General features: G+C 64.1%; 14 protein-coding genes. 12 read left to right on the forward strand and 2 right to left on the reverse strand.

Translation table 11 applies throughout. The features are described 5' to 3' along the window. The first annotated feature begins 24 nt into the window (after positions 1 to 24). The 10 genes from GRS48_RS09580 to GRS48_RS09625 all read left to right on the forward strand — a co-directional run bounded on the left by GRS48_RS09580 (position 25) and on the right by GRS48_RS09625 (position 12,574). Positions 25 to 1,629, forward strand: a complete 1,605-nt coding sequence (locus GRS48_RS09580; protein WP_159485895.1) for an amidohydrolase family protein — start codon at positions 25 to 27, stop codon at positions 1,627 to 1,629. A gap of 78 nt (positions 1,630 to 1,707) precedes the next feature. Then, the gene (locus GRS48_RS09585) at positions 1,708 to 3,252 is read left to right on the forward strand and encodes a M81 family metallopeptidase (RefSeq protein ID WP_159485897.1); all 1,545 of its coding nucleotides are present in this window, start codon (positions 1,708 to 1,710) and stop codon (positions 3,250 to 3,252) included. Then, positions 3,249 to 4,382: a mandelate racemase/muconate lactonizing enzyme family protein gene (locus GRS48_RS09590; RefSeq protein WP_159485899.1), complete on the forward strand. Its 1,134-nt coding sequence runs from the start codon at positions 3,249 to 3,251 to the stop codon at positions 4,380 to 4,382. The genes GRS48_RS09585 and GRS48_RS09590 overlap by 4 nt, the downstream gene beginning before the upstream one ends. A 131-nt stretch (positions 4,383 to 4,513) precedes the next feature. Continuing rightward, positions 4,514 to 6,115: an amidohydrolase family protein gene (locus tag GRS48_RS09595; protein WP_159485901.1), complete on the forward strand. Its 1,602-nt coding sequence runs from the start codon at positions 4,514 to 4,516 to the stop codon at positions 6,113 to 6,115. An 80-nt stretch (positions 6,116 to 6,195) separates the two neighbouring features. Next, complete coding sequence (locus tag GRS48_RS09600) at positions 6,196 to 7,902, forward strand: ABC transporter substrate-binding protein (protein ID WP_159485903.1); 1,707 nt, start codon at positions 6,196 to 6,198, stop codon at positions 7,900 to 7,902. A 28-nt stretch (positions 7,903 to 7,930) separates the two neighbouring features. After that, positions 7,931 to 8,917 carry an ABC transporter permease gene (locus GRS48_RS09605; protein WP_159485905.1) on the forward strand — a complete coding sequence of 329 codons (987 nt, stop codon included), beginning with the start codon at positions 7,931 to 7,933 and terminating at the stop codon, positions 8,915 to 8,917. Then, positions 8,917 to 9,861, forward strand: a complete 945-nt coding sequence (locus tag GRS48_RS09610) for an ABC transporter permease (protein WP_159485907.1) — start codon at positions 8,917 to 8,919, stop codon at positions 9,859 to 9,861. The genes GRS48_RS09605 and GRS48_RS09610 overlap by 1 nt, the downstream gene beginning before the upstream one ends. Continuing rightward, positions 9,858 to 10,937, forward strand: coding sequence for an ABC transporter ATP-binding protein (locus GRS48_RS09615; RefSeq protein WP_159485909.1), 1,080 nt, complete (start codon positions 9,858 to 9,860; stop codon positions 10,935 to 10,937). The genes GRS48_RS09610 and GRS48_RS09615 overlap by 4 nt, the downstream gene beginning before the upstream one ends. Then, complete coding sequence (locus GRS48_RS09620; protein WP_159485911.1) at positions 10,930 to 12,087, forward strand: ABC transporter ATP-binding protein; 1,158 nt, start codon at positions 10,930 to 10,932, stop codon at positions 12,085 to 12,087. Before GRS48_RS09615 ends, GRS48_RS09620 begins: the two co-directional genes overlap by 8 nt. A 4-nt stretch (positions 12,088 to 12,091) precedes the next feature. Next, positions 12,092 to 12,574: a hypothetical protein gene (locus tag GRS48_RS09625; protein WP_159485913.1), complete on the forward strand. Its 483-nt coding sequence runs from the start codon at positions 12,092 to 12,094 to the stop codon at positions 12,572 to 12,574. A 69-nt stretch (positions 12,575 to 12,643) separates the two neighbouring features. On the opposite strand, the gene GRS48_RS09630 is transcribed toward GRS48_RS09625, so the two are convergent. Next, on the reverse strand, positions 12,644 to 12,988 hold the full coding sequence (locus tag GRS48_RS09630) for a hypothetical protein (RefSeq protein WP_159485915.1): 345 nt from the start codon (positions 12,986 to 12,988) through the stop codon (positions 12,644 to 12,646). Next, the gene (locus GRS48_RS09635) at positions 12,988 to 13,707 is read right to left on the reverse strand and encodes a helix-turn-helix domain-containing protein (protein ID WP_159485917.1); all 720 of its coding nucleotides are present in this window, start codon (positions 13,705 to 13,707) and stop codon (positions 12,988 to 12,990) included. The genes GRS48_RS09630 and GRS48_RS09635 overlap by 1 nt, the downstream gene beginning before the upstream one ends. Positions 13,708 to 13,831: 124 nt before the next feature. On the opposite strand from GRS48_RS09635, the gene GRS48_RS09640 reads away from it, so the two are divergent. Beyond that, positions 13,832 to 14,881 (forward strand): DUF1611 domain-containing protein, encoded by a 1,050-nt coding sequence (locus GRS48_RS09640; protein ID WP_159485919.1) that lies wholly within the window; start codon positions 13,832 to 13,834, stop codon positions 14,879 to 14,881. Further along, on the forward strand, positions 14,878 to 15,948 hold the full coding sequence (locus tag GRS48_RS09645; RefSeq protein WP_159485921.1) for a dipeptide epimerase: 1,071 nt from the start codon (positions 14,878 to 14,880) through the stop codon (positions 15,946 to 15,948). Before GRS48_RS09640 ends, GRS48_RS09645 begins: the two co-directional genes overlap by 4 nt. The last annotated feature ends 61 nt before the right edge of the window (positions 15,949 to 16,009 follow it).

Consider the following 16,009-nt stretch of genomic DNA (forward strand, 5'->3'; position numbering starts at 1 on the left):
GTCGGCCGTTTCCGATCGGGCCGTATGAGCCTCGACTACTGCCTCGAGAACGCACGAGTCGTCGACGGGACGGGTGCCCCCTGGTTCCACGGAGCCGTCGCCGTGGTGGACGGACGGATAGACGGCGTCTACCGCGGCGATTCCCCATCCGCGGACGAGGTCATCGACGTCGACGGTGCGGTCGTCGCGCCCGGCTTCATCGACACGCATTCACATTCGGACCTCGAGCTGTTCGCGGATCCCACGTTGGAGCCGAAGATCCGTCAGGGGATCACCACGGAGGTGCTCGGCCAGGACGGCTTCTCGATGGCTCCAATGCATCGTGAGGGCGGTGCCGAAGAGTGGTCGACCCAGCTCGGTGCGCTTGCCGGACGCGTCGACACCGAGTGGACGTGGGGAAGCGTCGCGGATTACCTCGACGCCGTCGAGGAGTCGGGCGTGAGCCCACACGTCGCGCTCCTCGTCGGACACGGAACGGTTCGATTCAACGTGATGGGAATGTCGGACGCCGAGCCGAGCGACGAACAGCTCGCGGAGATGTGCGAGCTGATCCGCGACGGGCTGGACGACGGCGCAGTCGGCTTCTCGACCGGCCTCATCTACACGCCGTGTACGTACGCCTCGACCGAGGAGGTATCCGCGTTGGCCGAAACGCTTCAGGGGTACGGACGGCCGTTCGTCGCCCACGTGAGAAGCGAGGGGCGATGGATATGGGAGGCGCTCGACGAGTTCGTCGACATCGGGTCCGAACACGGCGTGCCGCTCCACCTGTCACACTACAAACTGGCGGGAACCGCCCAGCACGGGCACGTCGATCGGAGCAACGCCCTCCTCGAAACCGCGCGGGAGCGCGGCGTCGACCTCACGGTCGAACAGTACCCGTACACGGCCGGGAGCACGATGCTCTCCGCTGCGCTCCCGCCGTGGGTGCACGCGGAAGGCCCTGCACGCGCGAAGGAGCTGATCGCGGAGCCGGACACGCGCGAGCGGATCCGGCGGGACATCGAGGAATGGCGGATCGACGGATGGGAGAACATCGCCGGGTTAGCCGGGTGGAACGAAGTCGTCGTGACGAGCGTTCGTTCGGAACGAAACGAGCCGTTGGAAGGGCGGAGCATCGGCGACATCGCCGCCGAAAGGGACCAGGACCCGGTCGAGACGGTCTGTGACCTCCTCGTCGAGGAAGACCTCGCGGTGAGCATGCGGATCCACATGATGGACCCGGACGACGTGGAAGCCATCCTCGAAACGGACGTGGTAAACGTCGCGACGGACGGGCTCTTCGGCGGTACCCCGCACCCGCGGCTCGCCGGGACGTTCACTCGGGTCCTCGGGACGTACGTTCGCGACCGGAACGCGATCGGTTTGGAGGAGGCCGTTCGGAAGATGACGTCGCTCCCGGCGCGCGCGATGGGGCTCCAGCGAAAGGGCGTGATCCGTCCCGGGATGGACGCCGACCTCGTCGTGTTCGATCCCGACACCGTCGAGAGCAGGGCGACCTACGAGGACCCGTTGAAACCACCCCGCGGGCTGCCGCACGTGCTCGTCGACGGGGAGTTCGTCGTGCGTGACGGCGAGACGACGGGTGCGACGCCGGGGCGGGCCCTCCGAGTCGGGGCCGACGACTGAGGCCCACGACGCGCGGAGCGGCCGGGTACAAGGCATGATCGGTACCGGGTTTATCCACGTCACCTGTGATCGACGGACATGGAACGACCGACAGTCTTCGTCGCGGAGTTCTCACACGAGACGAACACCTTCTCGCCGACACCGACCGGGAGAGCGGAGTTCCAAGAACGGCGGGAATACTTCGGAGAGGACGTACTGACCGAACTGGACGGAACCAACACGACGATCGGCGGGGCGATCGACGTCTCTCAGCAGGAGGGAGTCGAGTTGCACCCGAGCGTGTCGGTGGCGGCGATGCCGAGCGGGACCGTGACAGCGGACGCCTACGCGTTCTATACGGATCACATCCGATCGGATCTCGCCGACGTGGCGGACGACATCGACGGCGTCTTCCTCTCGTTACACGGCGCGATGGTTCAAGAAGGGGGTGTCGACGGTGAGGGACCACTGATCGAGGCGGTGCGTGACGTCGTCGGGGACGCGACGCCGATCGTCGTCACCCTGGACCTCCACGGGAACGTCACTGAAACCATGATCGACGCCGCGGACGCGCTCGTCGCCTTCGAGAGCTATCCACACACGGATATGGGGCCGACCGGACGACGGGCGATGTCGATCCTCTTGGACGCCATCGACGGAGCGATCGATCCGGTGATGCGGATCGAGCGTCCTCCGGTGTTACCCTACGGCCCGAAACAGAACACGCGCGCCGGCCCGATGGCGGAGGTCATGACCGACGCACGGGGACTGGAGGAGCGGGACGACGTTATCAAGGTAAACGTCTTCCCCGGGTTCCACCAGGCCGACATCCCTTCGATGGGGTTCTCGATCCCGGTCGTCGCGGACGGATCGACGGACGTCGCGGAGCACACTGCACGGGAGCTCGCCGAGACGGTTTGGGACCGACGGCACGACTTCGTTGGGGAGTATCCGGGGCCCGAAGAGGCGGTCTCGAGGGCGAAATCGCTCGTCGCCGACGGCCGTGCCGAGGCGGGGCCGGTGGTCATGGCGGACCTCGGGGACAACCCGGGCGGCGGTGGTGCGACCGACGGGACGACTGTCCTTCGGGAGCTCATCGATCAGGGGGTCGAAAACGCGGGGTTCGCGCTGATGCACGACCCGGAGGTCGTCGCGCAGGCCGTCGACGCGGGGGTCGGCGAGCGGATCACGGCCACGCTCGGCGGGAAGAAGGACGACCTCCACGGGGACCCGATCGCGGACGTAGACCTGTACGTGAAAGCGATCACCGACGGGAAGTTCCGGAACACCGGCCCGATGGGGACCGGGACCCGAAACGATCTCGGACGGGCCGTACGGGCCGTCACGGGCGGCGGTGATGGGGTCGAGGTGATCCTCGTCGACAACCGGATACAGCCGCTCGACGCGGAGGTCTGGCGTCACGTCGGGATCCAACCGGAGCGGCTGGACGTGCTCGTCGTGAAAAGCACGAACCACTTCCGTGCGGACTACGAGCCGATGGCGAGCGAGGTGATCCCCGTCGATAGCCCCGGCCTCGTCGCGATGAACCCCGCTCGGTTCGACCATCAACGGATCGCCCGGCCGAAGTTCCCGATCGACGAGATGGCGGACGGCGACTACCCGTCGTGGTCGAGGTCGTCATGAACGTCACGGACGTCACGGCGATCCCCGTGTCGGTTCCGATAGAACGCGCCTACGAGACGAGCCTCTCGTCCGCGCCGGGCGGGGACTCCGGGACACACGACCACGTGGTCGTGCGGGTAGAGACCGACGCGGACGTGACCGGCTACGGCGAGATCGCCCCGATGGCCGCGTGGCCACACGGGCTCACGCAGGACGCCTGCACGCGGCTGATAAACGACTCGCTCGCGCCGACCGTCGAGGGGCGTCGAGTGATGCGGCTGCCGCGGATCGTCGACGACCTCGAACGCCAACTGTCGGGCGAGCCGTTCCCGGTGTACGGGATCGACCTCGCGCTACACGACGCGCTCGGGAAGCACCTCGGGGTTCCGGTGTACGACCTTCTCGGCGGTCCGAAGACCGAGGACCGGACCTTCGATCTGCACTACTCGATCGGTATCAAGGGGAGCGAAGAGATGGCCGCGGACGCCGCAGCGGCGGCGGCCGACGGGTTCCGAGCGTTCAAGGTGAAGGTCGGCGGTGACGACCACGGGGCCGAGCGCGACGGTATCGCTGCGATCGCCGACACCGTTCCGGACGCGAGGATCCGGGTCGACGCCAATCAGGGGTGGCAGCCCGAGGAAGCGATCCGGAAGGTCCGGTCCCTCGACGCCGCCGCGAACGGGCTCACCCTCGTCGAACAGCCGGTCGAATACGATACGCTCGACGGGCTCCGGCGCGTCCGCGAGGCGGTCGATCCGCCGGTCTTGGCCGACGAGGCGGCCTTCTCTCCCCGCGATGTGGCAGCGATAGCCCGGGCCGGTGCTGCGGATATCATCAACATCAAGCTGGCGAAGACCGGTGGGTTACATCGCGGGAAGGACGTCGCGACCGTCGCAGCCGCTAACGGGTTGACGTGCTTTACCGGGAGTATGGTCGAACTCGGAATCGGCGCGGCGGCGAGCGCTCACCTGACGGTTTCGACGCCCACGATAACCTATCCGACCGGCGTGATGAACCAGTACGCGGACGACACGCTCGTCGCCAACGACGACGAGTGGGCGGTCGACGGACCGACGTTTCAAGTCCCGGAGCGGCCAGGACTCGGAATCGAGCCCGATCGGGAGGCGATCGAACGACTCCGGACGGACTGACTCACGCGCGGAAACGGAACGCGGGACCGCATGGCGCGGGACCGCATGTGGCATCCGCGGAAGCGTTGCCTCGAGACGGGCCGGTAGTGCGCGGCCGTGTCTTTTTATCCGTTCGCCGAGATCCCGGATCGATGAGCGATAGTGTACTGCTCCGGAACGGGCGTATCGTCGACGGAACGGGAGCACCTTGGCGTGCCGGATCGATCCGGATCGAGAACGGCACCATCGTCGCGGTCGGCGGCGGGGCCGAGGGGACGGCGGACGAGATCGTCGACGTCGAGGGCGCGATCGTCGCACCCGGCTTCATCGACATCCATACTCACTCCGACTTCACCCTTCCGGTCAACCGGGAGGCTCACAGCAAGGTCAGGCAGGGGGTGACACTGGAAGTCGTCGGCAACTGCGGGGCGAGCGCCGCACCCCGCCGCGGCGAGGCCGCGGAGCTCGTCGACTCCTGGTTCGAGCGAAACGGGCTCGGCGGCGAGGTCGAAGTCGACCGCTGGCGGTCGGTCGAAGAGTACTTGACGTACCTCCAGGACGGCGAGCTCTCCGTCAACGTCGCCACGCTCCTCGGCCACGCGAACGTGCGTGCCGAGGTACTCGGCTTCGAGGACCGTGAGCCAAGCGCCGACGAGCTGGACCGGATGCGGGGGATCGTCGCCGACGCGATGGACGGAGGGGCCGTCGGGCTCTCGACCGGGCTCTTCTATCCACCAGGGGCCTACGCGGCCACGGACGAGGTGGTCGCGCTCGCGGAGCCCGTTGCGGACCGCGGTGGAATATACACGACCCACATGCGGAGCGAGAGCGACGAACTCGTCGCCAGCGTGGAAGAGTCGATCGAGATCGGTCGGGAGGCCGACGTGCCGGTCCAGATCTCCCACCACAAGGCTATCGGCCCGGATAACTGGGGGAAGGTCCGATACACCCTTCGGCGGATGGAGATCGCCCGCGAGCGGGAGGGAATCGACGTCCAGTGTGACCAGTACCCCTACGTCGCCTCGTCGACGAGCCTCGGTGCGCTCCTTCCCACGTGGGCCCATGACGGCGGGGACGACGCCCTGCTGGAACGGCTCCGTGACGGACCGACACGGGAAGCGCTGCTCGACGAGCTTCGAGGGAGCCGAACCGATTCGTGGGACGGCGTGCTGATAACGCGCGTGCGGAACGAGGACCTCGAGGACCTCGAGGGACGGACGCTGGCGGAGCTCGCCGACCGTGACGGGGAGGATCGGACCCCTCCGGAGATACTGCTCGACGTGCTGCTCGCGGACGAGAACGGGACGATGCACGTCAACTTCGGTATGGACGAGGACGATGTTCGGACGGTCATGCGTCATCCGCTGACGATGGTCGGCAGTGACGGCTCGTCGCTGTGTACGTGTGGTCCCCTCGGCGAGGGAACTCCACATCCGCGGAACTACGGGGCGTTCCCGCGGGTGCTCGGGACGTACGTCCGTGAGGAAGGCGTGTTGGAGCTCGAGGATGCCGTGTACAAGATGACCGGCCTCCCCGCCAGCCGGCTCTCCCTAAGCGATCGCGGCCGGCTCGTCGCCGGACATCGAGCCGACGTCACCGTTTTCGATCCGGACACGGTGGCTCAGCGCGGCGGGTTCGTGAACCCGCACGCGTACGCCGCCGGGATCGATCACGTCCTCGTCAACGGCGAGTTCGTCGTCCGCGACGGGGACCACACGGGGCGAACCCCGGGTACGGTTATCGGGGCCGAATGAGCCATCGGAAAGCGATGACAGTCCCCCGTGTATGATTGGTTGTGTGTTTATTCCCGTCTTTGTGACACAGTGCATTGTCAATGAGTCCCAATCGAAGAGAGCTGCTCAGGAAGCTCGGTGGTGCCGGCGCTGCGGTGACTGGAATCTCCGTCGCCGGTTGTACCGGCGACGACGGTGCCGAAGACAGGGCAGTCGAAGACGACTTGCCGGAAGAGCGACGGGTTCGAGAGGACCTCGAGTACCTGATCAACACCGAGCGATACGACCCGGATCGATACCAGTCGGTCGAGTACATCACGGAGCGGCTCGGCGAAACCCTCGGGATCGACATCTCGGTTGATGCGACCGAGATCGGCGTGTTGGTCGAACGCGAGGAGAACGGCGAGTACGACATCGTCACCTACAACTGGACCACGGGGGACGGAGACCCGCACAGCATCCTGATGGAACGGTTCCATTCGGACGGTCCGCGCAACCACAGCGGCTTCAGCCACTCGGAATTCGACGACCTCGCCGAGCAACAGGCGTCTGAAACGGATGTGGACGAACGACAGAGCCTCGTCTTTGAGGCACAACGAATCCTCGGCGAACAGCGCCAGGAGAGTCAGCACCTCTACAACGAGAACGTCAAAGGGTACAATAGCGACCGGATCGACCCCGATTCGATCGTCGTCGACCCGTTGACGAACGGCTTCCCCAGCATCTACAACTGGGTGAGTATGGAACCCCTCAACGAGGAAGGACAAGTCCTCGTGACGAACAATTGGGATCCGAGCGACCAACTCAATCCGTTCCATCACAACGCTCGCGGGCCGAGTCGGAACAACAACCCGACGTCGATGATGCACGACTTCCTCGTGCGAACGGATCCGAACGACTTCTCGCCGGATCCGTGGGCCGCCGAGGGGTGGGAGTGGCTCTCGGATACGGAGATCGTGGTGACCCTCGAAAGCGGCATGCGGTTCCACGACGGCGAACCGGTGACCGCGGACGACGTCGTCTGGACGTTCCAAACGATGATGGAGACCGAGCCGCCGGCGTACATCGCGTTTGTCGACCCCATCGAGTCCGTCGAAGAGACCGGCGACGACGAGGTGACGTTCGTCCTCGAGGAGCCGTTCGCCCCGTTCCTCGTCAGTTCGCTGGGAGAGGTTCCGATCCTTCCGCGACATTACTGGGAGAACATCCTCTCGGAGACGGGCAACGAGGACACGCCGTGGGAAGTCGTCATTGACGACGACCGCCCCGCCATCGGAAGCGGCCCGTTCCAGTGGGGACAGTGGGATCAAGGCGAGCGCTTCGAGATGCCAGCGTTCGAGGATCACCCGTTCGCCGCACCGAACATCGAAACGCGGGTTCAGCGTCCGCTCTCCACGAGAGATGCAGAGTTAGAGGCGCTCGTCCAAGGCCAGTACGATCTCCTCGATTACTGGTTCGGAGACCTCAACCGCCTCGAGGAGTCCGTCGAAGAGAACGACCACCTCACTTCGGTCGTCCACCTGGACGACAGCCGACAGGCCGCGTGGCTCAACCTCGAACGAGAGCCGTTCGACGACGTCGCGTTCCGACAGGCCGTTAACGCGGTGATGACCGCCGCGAATCCGGTAATTGTCGAAGAGGTCTACGGTGGCTTCGGGAGACGGGCTATCAGCCCGATCAACGAGAGTATCGAGTTCTGGCACAACCCGGACACTCCGGTTTTCGACGGCGAGGACGTTGCGGTCGAACTCCTCGAAGACGCCGGATACGTGTGGGACTCGGAGGGGAGACTCTACCACCCGGAGTAGTTCTTCAACACCTGTTTATTCCACAATAATGGTCAACAGACGGTACGTAGTTCGGCGTTTCGCGCTGATGTTAGTGTCGCTTTTCATGGTGCTCTCGGTCCTGTTCGTTCTGTTCAGGCTCGTTCCGGGCGATCCGATGTCGACGGTGATGGATCCCCGAATGCCCCCGGAAGCCCGTGAGATGGTTGCCGAGCAGTACGGGCTGAACGAGCCGTTGTACGTCCAGTACGCGTTGTACATGACCAACGTCGTACAGGGCGACTTCGGAATTTCGTTTTACTACCAGCGACCGGTGTTCGATATCATCTGGGGACGGCTGAGCAACACGCTCGCACTGATGTTGACCGCCTTCGTGATGTCGTACGCCGTCGGGACGTATCTGGGCGCACACCTGGGTTGGATACGCGGTACCGCACGCGAGCGTGTCGAGATGACGATAGTGCTTCTCATCCGCTCTGCACCCGTCTTCTGGGTCGGGATGGTCATGCTGTACGTCTTCTCGTTTCAACTCGGATGGTTCCCGCTCGGCGGGATGCGGAGCGTCGACGCACAGTACGCGAACGCATTCGAGAAGTTCCTCAGTCCGGACTTCCTCTACCACCTCGTCATCCCGGTTATCACGTTGAGCCTGTTTTACACGGGACTTCCACTGCTGTTGATGCGGAACAACCTGCTCGAAGTCCTGACGGAAGACTACATCGACACCGCTCGAGCGAAAGGGCTCGCGGAGCGTCGGATCATGATCCGGCACGCCGCACGGAACGCGATCCTGCCGGTCGTGACCGCCTTCGCGATCGCGGTTGGGTTCTCGGTCGGCGGCCAAGTGCTGATCGAACAGGTGTTCTCTTGGCCGGGGCTCGGACGCGAGATGGTACAGGCGTCGCTACGGAACGATTACCCGTTAGCACAGGCCACGTTCTTCCTGCTTTCGGTGATCGTTATCTCGATGAACTTCATGGCGGACCTCGCGTACTCGTATCTCGATCCGCGCGTGCAGATCGGGGGTGAGGAGTGATGTCCGGGGAGTCATCGGAGTCGAGGGCGGTCGAACCCACGACAACCGTCGAGACCGGTTGGCGGCGGTTCTTCGAGAACCTCAAACGGAGTACGTACAAACAGGCCGCGATCTTCTCCGAGTCGAAGATCGCGATGGTGGGGATGGGGATTCTCGTCTTTTACTTCCTCGTCGCCCTGCTTGCACCATATCTCGTCCCGTACGAACCGTTCGAACGGATAATCGCGGACGACGGAAGCTGGTATTCGCTCGAATCACCGACGGCTGCACACCCGCTCGGAACGACCGACTCCGGGTACGACGTCCTCTCACAACTCATCATGGGGAGCCGCGTCGCGATGTTCGTCGGCCTCCTCGGGGCGTTCATGGTGGCCGTTATCGGCACCACCGTCGGGATGGTCGCGGGGTACTACGGTGGATGGGTGGACGAGACCGTAATGCGGGTAGTTGACATCCTCTACGGGCTCCCGTTTATTCCGTTCGTCATCGTCCTCGCGACGATCCTCGGTGGGAGCATCTGGAACATCATCTTCGGTATCGCGATGCTGTATTGGCTCACGACTGCACGGGTCGTCCGCTCCGAAGTGCTCACGCTGAAGGAACGCCCGTACATCGAGGCTGCGAAGGCGGCCGGGGCGAGCGACTTCCGCGTCATGTTCTACCACATCCTGCCAAACGTGATCCCCCTCTCGGCGCTGTACGCCGCCATCGCGGTCGGCTATTCGATCACCGCAGAGGCGAGCATCTCCTTCCTCGGGTTCGGGGACCCGAACGTGTCCTCGTGGGGAGTCATGCTGCAACGGGCGTTCGTTACGCAAGAGTTCACCACCGCGTGGTGGTGGTCCATCCCGCCGGGGATCTCGATCACCCTCGTCGTGTTCGGGGCGTACATGGCGGGGCGCGGATACGAAGAGATCGCTAACCCACAGCTTCGAGAACCATGACTGTCACCACAGACTTCGATCCGAACGCACCGCTGCTCGACGTCGACGACGTCGTCATCGAGTACGAAACGCGCGCCGACGGCCGGCTCGTCGCCGTCGACGGGGTGAGTTTCACCGTCGGTCGCGACGAGACGTTCGGGCTCGTCGGCGAATCCGGCTGCGGGAAAAGCACGGTTGCGAAGGCGGTGTTGGGGTTGCTCCCGAGAAACGGCCACGTCACTGGCGGGGAGATCAGGTACCGTGGCGTCGACGTGGCCTCGATCGATCGCGAACAACTCAACGAGATCCGATGGGAGCACGTCTCGCTCATCAGTCAGGGTGCGATGAACGCGCTTAACCCGGTCCATCGGATATCGACTCAGATCGTTGAGGCCATCCAGGCGCACCGTGACGCGTCGAAGGACGATGCCCGCGAACGCGTCGGCGAGCTGTTCGAACTGGTCGGGCTCGACCCTGAGCGGATGGACGACTATCCCCACCAGTTCAGCGGCGGAATGAAGCAGCGTGCATACATCGCGATGGCACTGGCGCTGGAACCGGACCTCATCGTCGCGGACGAGCCGACGACCGCACTGGACGTGATCGTTCAAGACCAGATCCTCAAACGGATCAACGAGCTCAAAGACCAGCTCGACGTGTCGATGCTGCTCATCTCCCATGACATCAGCGTCATCGCGGAGACGTGTGATCGAATGGGTGTGATGTACTCCGGACACATGATGGAACACGGCGACATCAAATCGCTATTCAGGAACCCGTACAACCCGTACACCCTCGGGCTACAGAACGCGTTCCCGACCCTGTTCGGCGAGCAAAAGGCACTCGTCAGTATTCCCGGGAACCCGCCGGACATCGCCGAGAGACCATCCGGTTGTCAGTTCGCAGGCCGATGTCCGTTCGCCACCGACCGATGTCTCGAGGCACATCCGGAGGTCGAACAGGTCGGGGAGGATCACTTCTCCGCGTGCTATCGGCACGACATTATCGAGGACATGCGACGACGCGCACCCGAACAGGAGACGTGGACGGAACGACGGACGGGGCCCGCCGAGCGGGAGGAGGTCGCCGATGACTGACGAGTACGTAATGGAGTGTGTCGGACTCAAGCAGTACTTCCCCGTCAATCAGGGGCTCCTCGATACGGTTCTCGGTCGCGATCGACAGTACGTTCGTGCGGTTGACGGCGTCGACCTCCGCCTCGAACGCGGGGAGATCGTCGGCATCGCCGGGGAGTCCGGCTGTGGGAAGACGACGACGGGAAAGACGTTGATCCGGCTCCTCGAACCGACCGACGGGACGATCCGCTTCAACGGCGAAGACGTGACCTCGATCAAAGGGGCCGAGCTGAAGGAGTTCCGTCGGAAAGTACAGATAATATTCCAAGACCCCTTCGAGAGCCTCAACCCGCGGCGGACGGTGTTCGATACGGTCGTCGAGCCGCTGAAGATACACGACATCGGGGAGTCTCCGGCAGACCGTGCCGACCAGGTGGTCGACGCGCTCGGGAAGGCCGGACTCGAGCCCCCCGAGCAGTTCCTCGATCAGTATCCGCATCAGCTCAGTGGCGGGGAGAAACAGCGCGTCGCGATCGCCAGGGCGCTCGTGTTGGAACCGGAGTTCCTGCTCGCGGACGAGCCGGTATCGATGTTGGACGTCAGCATCCGCGCCGGCGTCCTCAACCTACTGGAGGAGCTCAACGAACGGTTGGACCTGACGATCCTCATCATCAGCCACGACCTCTCGATGCTCCGTCACGTCTGTGACCGGATCGGGGTGATGTATCTCGGCCGAATGATCGAGTTCGGCGAGACGGAGGCGGTGATACAGGATCCGACACATCCGTACGCGAAGAGTCTGCTCGCGGCGGCTCCCGAACCGGATCCGTTCCGCGACCGCACCCATGCGGAGATCGAGGGATCGGTTCCGGATCCGATCAACCTCCCCGACGGGTGTCGGTTCATCGACCGCTGCCAGGAGAGCACGGAGATCTGCAAGCACGTCGATCCGAAGCTCGAACCGACCGATCGACGGGAAGAGGGGAGACGGGTCGCCTGCCACCCGTACTACGACGAGAACGGATACCGGCACGCCGAGGCGTACTACGCGATAGCCGGCGAGGACGCACCCGAACCCGGGACCCCTATCGGATCCGAAACCGATCCGGTCGAACCGGCGGACGGTATAGACGACGCATCGGCGGCGGGGACGGGGGCCAACGGGGACTGACGAGATGAACGAGCTCGTCGAAGCGGTCGAACGCGTCGTACAGCTCGAAGCGACCCGTGAGTCGACGCTCCGGTCGGAGTGTTCGTGTCCGCTCGACGACGTCGTCCTCACGGAAACCCGGGAAGTGATCGCGCTGGAACGGGGTGCGCTCGACGAGCTCCGAACCGAACTCCAACGGGAATCCGTAGAGATCGCGTCGCTCGAAGCTTCGGCGTCCCATCTCGAGACGGAGCAGGCGGTACGCAACCGCGATGAGGCCCTCGACGGGCTGACGTCGCACCACGGTCTCCTCGAAGAGTTCGAAACCGCGATGCGTGCTGCCCTCGAAGCCATCGGCGAGAACATCGATGCGATCGATTCCGGAGAGGTTCCGGAAGCGGATCCCGAGCCCCATCTCCAGCAAGCACGGGAGGCCCTGGAAGCCCACAACGAAGCGGTTGACGGGCTCGGGAAGAACCTCAGGATCCTCAACGCCTATCTGCTCTGATCCGGGTTCCGCGTCCACGGGTTCACCGCGTGTCGACGACGGGGTCAGTCATCCTTCCCGTTGAAGGACCTACAACACGAAGTTCGCGACGATCGCCACGATCGAATACGCGACAGTGGTTCCAATGAACCACGGACCGCCAAGGGACGTCGCCAAGAGGAGGTATACGAACAGCGGGTACGGGGCGAAGATCGCGAGACTGATCGCCAGCGTCCACTGCCGGGATGTCAGACCGAGCCGTCGACGAGCACGCTCTCGAAACGGGACCGGTTCGTTGCCGTCGGAAGCCGTCGCGGGGTCATCGACGGTTGCGGACCGACCGTCAGTCGCTTGGAACTCGCCGGTCGTTTCGTCGAAGGCCCGTTCCAACGGATGGCTCGGTTGATCGCCGCCGTCCTCGGCGTCGGGACTCATCAGTCCGGCCCGAGGATCTTCGCTTCCGCCTTTCGAAGGTGTTCGAGAACCGTCGCTTGCGAGAGATCGATCTCCTCGGCGAGTTCGGTCGCCGACACTTCACGCGGCCACGTGTAGTACCCCTCTCCACGAGCGAGTTCGAACACTTCACGCTGTCGCTCCGAAAGGTCGGTGAACTGGTCGCCGCTCCCGTTGAGATCGACCGGAGTTTCGACCTGTCGGATCTCGATAGTCGCGTTCATCTCCTCACGGATCTCGTCGAGACGACGGGTCATGTCCGAACGTTCGCCGTCGAGAACCACGGTCCAGTACTCGTATCCCTCCTTTACCCGGATCGGCTCGTCCGGGATGAACCCACGGGAAACGAGCGCCTCGTGGATGCTGTTCGTCGGCTCGTAGGTCACGAACAGTTCACGGGTCGCGTTGCCGGGAAGCGATTGCCGTGGCGTCAGGTCGTACTGCTTTCCCATCACAGCCACGCTGTCGGTCAGCGTCGAGTCGCGAACCGCACTGATTAGGTCGTCGATACGTGCAGAGCGGTCGCTGAACGCTATCAAGTGGGCTTTAACCCGCGAGTCGACAGTGTACACACCGTCAGCGATCAGCCCCGCCCCGGTGTCTTCAGTCACATCGAGCGTCCAACAGTTCGGGTGCCAGATCTTGAGCCGGAGCCGCGCTCCGGGAAGGTCGTTCGTGGGTCCTGACGCTGTACTGCTCATTGACAACTATCACCGCGATACAGCGGGGCATAAATTTGTCGCACGTCGAGAACCGGTGGCGGTGGAACGACCCCGGTCATGATGGGGTGTGAGTCTTTGTGACGATGTCGCGCAGACGCCGTACATGGATCTACGCACGGAGTTCGACGGTCCGGTACCGGCGATCGTCCTCGCGGAGGGCGAGTTCGGGAAGACCGGCGGGAAGACGGCCAACGGCGTGACCCTCCACAGCGAGGTGTTCGACGTGGAAGCGGTCGTCGATTCGACCGCCGCCGGTCGGTCCGCAGGCGACGTCCTCGAGGACGACGGGGTCGAAGACGTACCGGTAGTCGAGTCGATGACCGAGGCACTCGACGTTTCCCCGAACGCGGACGTGTTGGTGATCGGTGTCGCTCCGGCCGGCGGCGAGCTCCCCGCGGAATGGCGGTCCGACATCGAGACCGCGATCCGAAGCGGGTGCCACGTAGTGTCCGGGCTCCACGTCTTCCTGTCCGACGATCCGGACTGGCGTTCCCTCGCCGACGAGGCGGGCGTGACGCTGTACGACGTGCGGAAGCCACCGGCGGACGGGGACCTCCGAGTCGGCGACGGTCGCGTGGACGACCTCGAGGTACCGATCGTGTTAACTATGGGAACCGACTGTGCCGTCGGAAAGCGAACGACGACGTTCGAGCTGTACCGCAAAGCCCGTGAGCGGGGGATCGATGCTGCTTGGGTCGCAACCGGACAGACGGGAATCATGGTCGGTGCACATTCGGGAGTGGTGATCGACAGAGTACCCGCGGATTTCACAGCAGGGGCCGTCGAGGACCTCGTGTGTGACGCCGCGGCAGGCCACGAGATCGTGTTCGTGGAAGGACAGGCGTCGTTATCACACCGGGCGTACTCCGGTGTCACGCTCTCTATCCTTCACGGGTCCTGGCCGGACGCGGTCGTCCTAACGGACGACCCCGATCGAAGGACACGCACGCACTTCGATCGGTTCGACGTGTGGGGGGAAGCGACGGAGCGGTCACTCATCAGCCAGCTCTGTGACTCGGACGTCGTCGCCGTCTCGACGTGGGACGATCAGGACGATCACAGCGCTCGAACGGACGTCCCCGTCGGGAACGTGTTCCAGCCAGGCGGGACCGATCGGATCCTCGATGCGGTGTTAGCGGAGGTCGACGAATGAGGCGTATCGTCGACGTGAACGTGGAGCCGTACGATCTGCCGCTCGCGGAGCCGTTCGAGATCGCTCTCGGAGTACAGCGCTCCGCGTCGAACGTGCTCGTTTCGATCGAGACCGAGGACGGAACGACGGGATACGGTGAAGGTGCACCGATCGCTCCGGTAACCGGAGAGACACAGCGATCGGCGATCGCGATAGCCACCGAGATGGCCTCGGTCATCGAAGGGGCAGACGTCAGCCGGTTCCGAGCGCTTTCGTCGTCCCTCGAGGCCGCGTTCCCCACGTGTCCGTCCGCCAGGCTCGCGGTGGAGACGGCGATCGTCGACACGTATTGCCGAGAGCTGGGAGTTCCGATGGCTGAGCTCTTCGGGGGACCTGTGGAGCCGGTCGAAACGGACATCACGATACCGATCGTCGACCCCGAAAACGCACGTGTTCGCGCCGCCGATGCCACCGACTCTGGGTATCAGCAGCTGAAGGTGAAGACGGGAGGTGACCTCTCAGCGGACGTGGATCGGATGCTCGCTATCGCCGAAGTCGCACCGGACGCGAGCCTGAAGGTCGATGCAAACCAAGGTTGGACCGTTGGGGAAACGGTGCGGTTCGCCGAGGAGATGCGCGATCACGGGGTCCGTCTCGACCTCATCGAACAGCCGGTTCATCGAGACGACGTCGTCGGATTGAGCAAAGCCAGTCGACGCGTACCGGTTCCCATCGCGGCCGACGAATCGCTGTTCAGCTCGGCCGACGCGATCCGTTTGGTCCGCGAAGACGCCGTGGACGTGCTCAATCTCAAGCTCGGAAAAGCGGGTCTCCTGGACGCACTCGACATCGTCGCTATCGCCGAGGCCGCGAACGTCGACCTCATGATCGGTTGCATGCTCGAAAGCGCCGTCGCGATCCATACGGCGGCACACGTCGTTTCGGGAACGGGCGCGTTTTCGTACGTCGACCTGGACGGGAACCGCCTTCTCGAACGGGACGTTATCGTCGACGATGGGCCGATCATCGACATCGGAGGCCCCGGTCACGGTATCGAGGATCCCACGAACGCCGGAAGCGATCAGTAATCCGTAACCGCAGAGGAGACGGGCCGGACACTCGTCCCCTCCCGTGATATCTGCCGCTATC

Source organism: Halorubrum sp. JWXQ-INN 858 (genome assembly GCF_009806985.1).
Classification (GTDB): domain Archaea; phylum Halobacteriota; class Halobacteria; order Halobacteriales; family Haloferacaceae; genus Halorubrum.

Coding starts and splice junctions, on each gene's coding strand:
- GRS48_RS09580 (WP_159485895.1), top strand. CDS start 25: ATGAGCCTCGACTACTGCCTCGAGAACGCACGAGTCGTCGACGGGACG.
- GRS48_RS09585 (WP_159485897.1), top strand. CDS start 1,708: ATGGAACGACCGACAGTCTTCGTCGCGGAGTTCTCACACGAGACGAAC.
- GRS48_RS09590 (WP_159485899.1), top strand. CDS start 3,249: ATGAACGTCACGGACGTCACGGCGATCCCCGTGTCGGTTCCGATAGAA.
- GRS48_RS09595 (WP_159485901.1), top strand. CDS start 4,514: ATGAGCGATAGTGTACTGCTCCGGAACGGGCGTATCGTCGACGGAACG.
- GRS48_RS09600 (WP_159485903.1), top strand. CDS start 6,196: ATGAGTCCCAATCGAAGAGAGCTGCTCAGGAAGCTCGGTGGTGCCGGC.
- GRS48_RS09605 (WP_159485905.1), top strand. CDS start 7,931: ATGGTCAACAGACGGTACGTAGTTCGGCGTTTCGCGCTGATGTTAGTG.
- GRS48_RS09610 (WP_159485907.1), top strand. CDS start 8,917: ATGTCCGGGGAGTCATCGGAGTCGAGGGCGGTCGAACCCACGACAACC.
- GRS48_RS09615 (WP_159485909.1), top strand. CDS start 9,858: ATGACTGTCACCACAGACTTCGATCCGAACGCACCGCTGCTCGACGTC.
- GRS48_RS09620 (WP_159485911.1), top strand. CDS start 10,930: ATGACTGACGAGTACGTAATGGAGTGTGTCGGACTCAAGCAGTACTTC.
- GRS48_RS09625 (WP_159485913.1), top strand. CDS start 12,092: ATGAACGAGCTCGTCGAAGCGGTCGAACGCGTCGTACAGCTCGAAGCG.
- GRS48_RS09630 (WP_159485915.1), bottom strand. CDS start 12,988: ATGAGTCCCGACGCCGAGGACGGCGGCGATCAACCGAGCCATCCGTTG.
- GRS48_RS09635 (WP_159485917.1), bottom strand. CDS start 13,707: ATGAGCAGTACAGCGTCAGGACCCACGAACGACCTTCCCGGAGCGCGG.
- GRS48_RS09640 (WP_159485919.1), top strand. CDS start 13,832: ATGGATCTACGCACGGAGTTCGACGGTCCGGTACCGGCGATCGTCCTC.
- GRS48_RS09645 (WP_159485921.1), top strand. CDS start 14,878: ATGAGGCGTATCGTCGACGTGAACGTGGAGCCGTACGATCTGCCGCTC.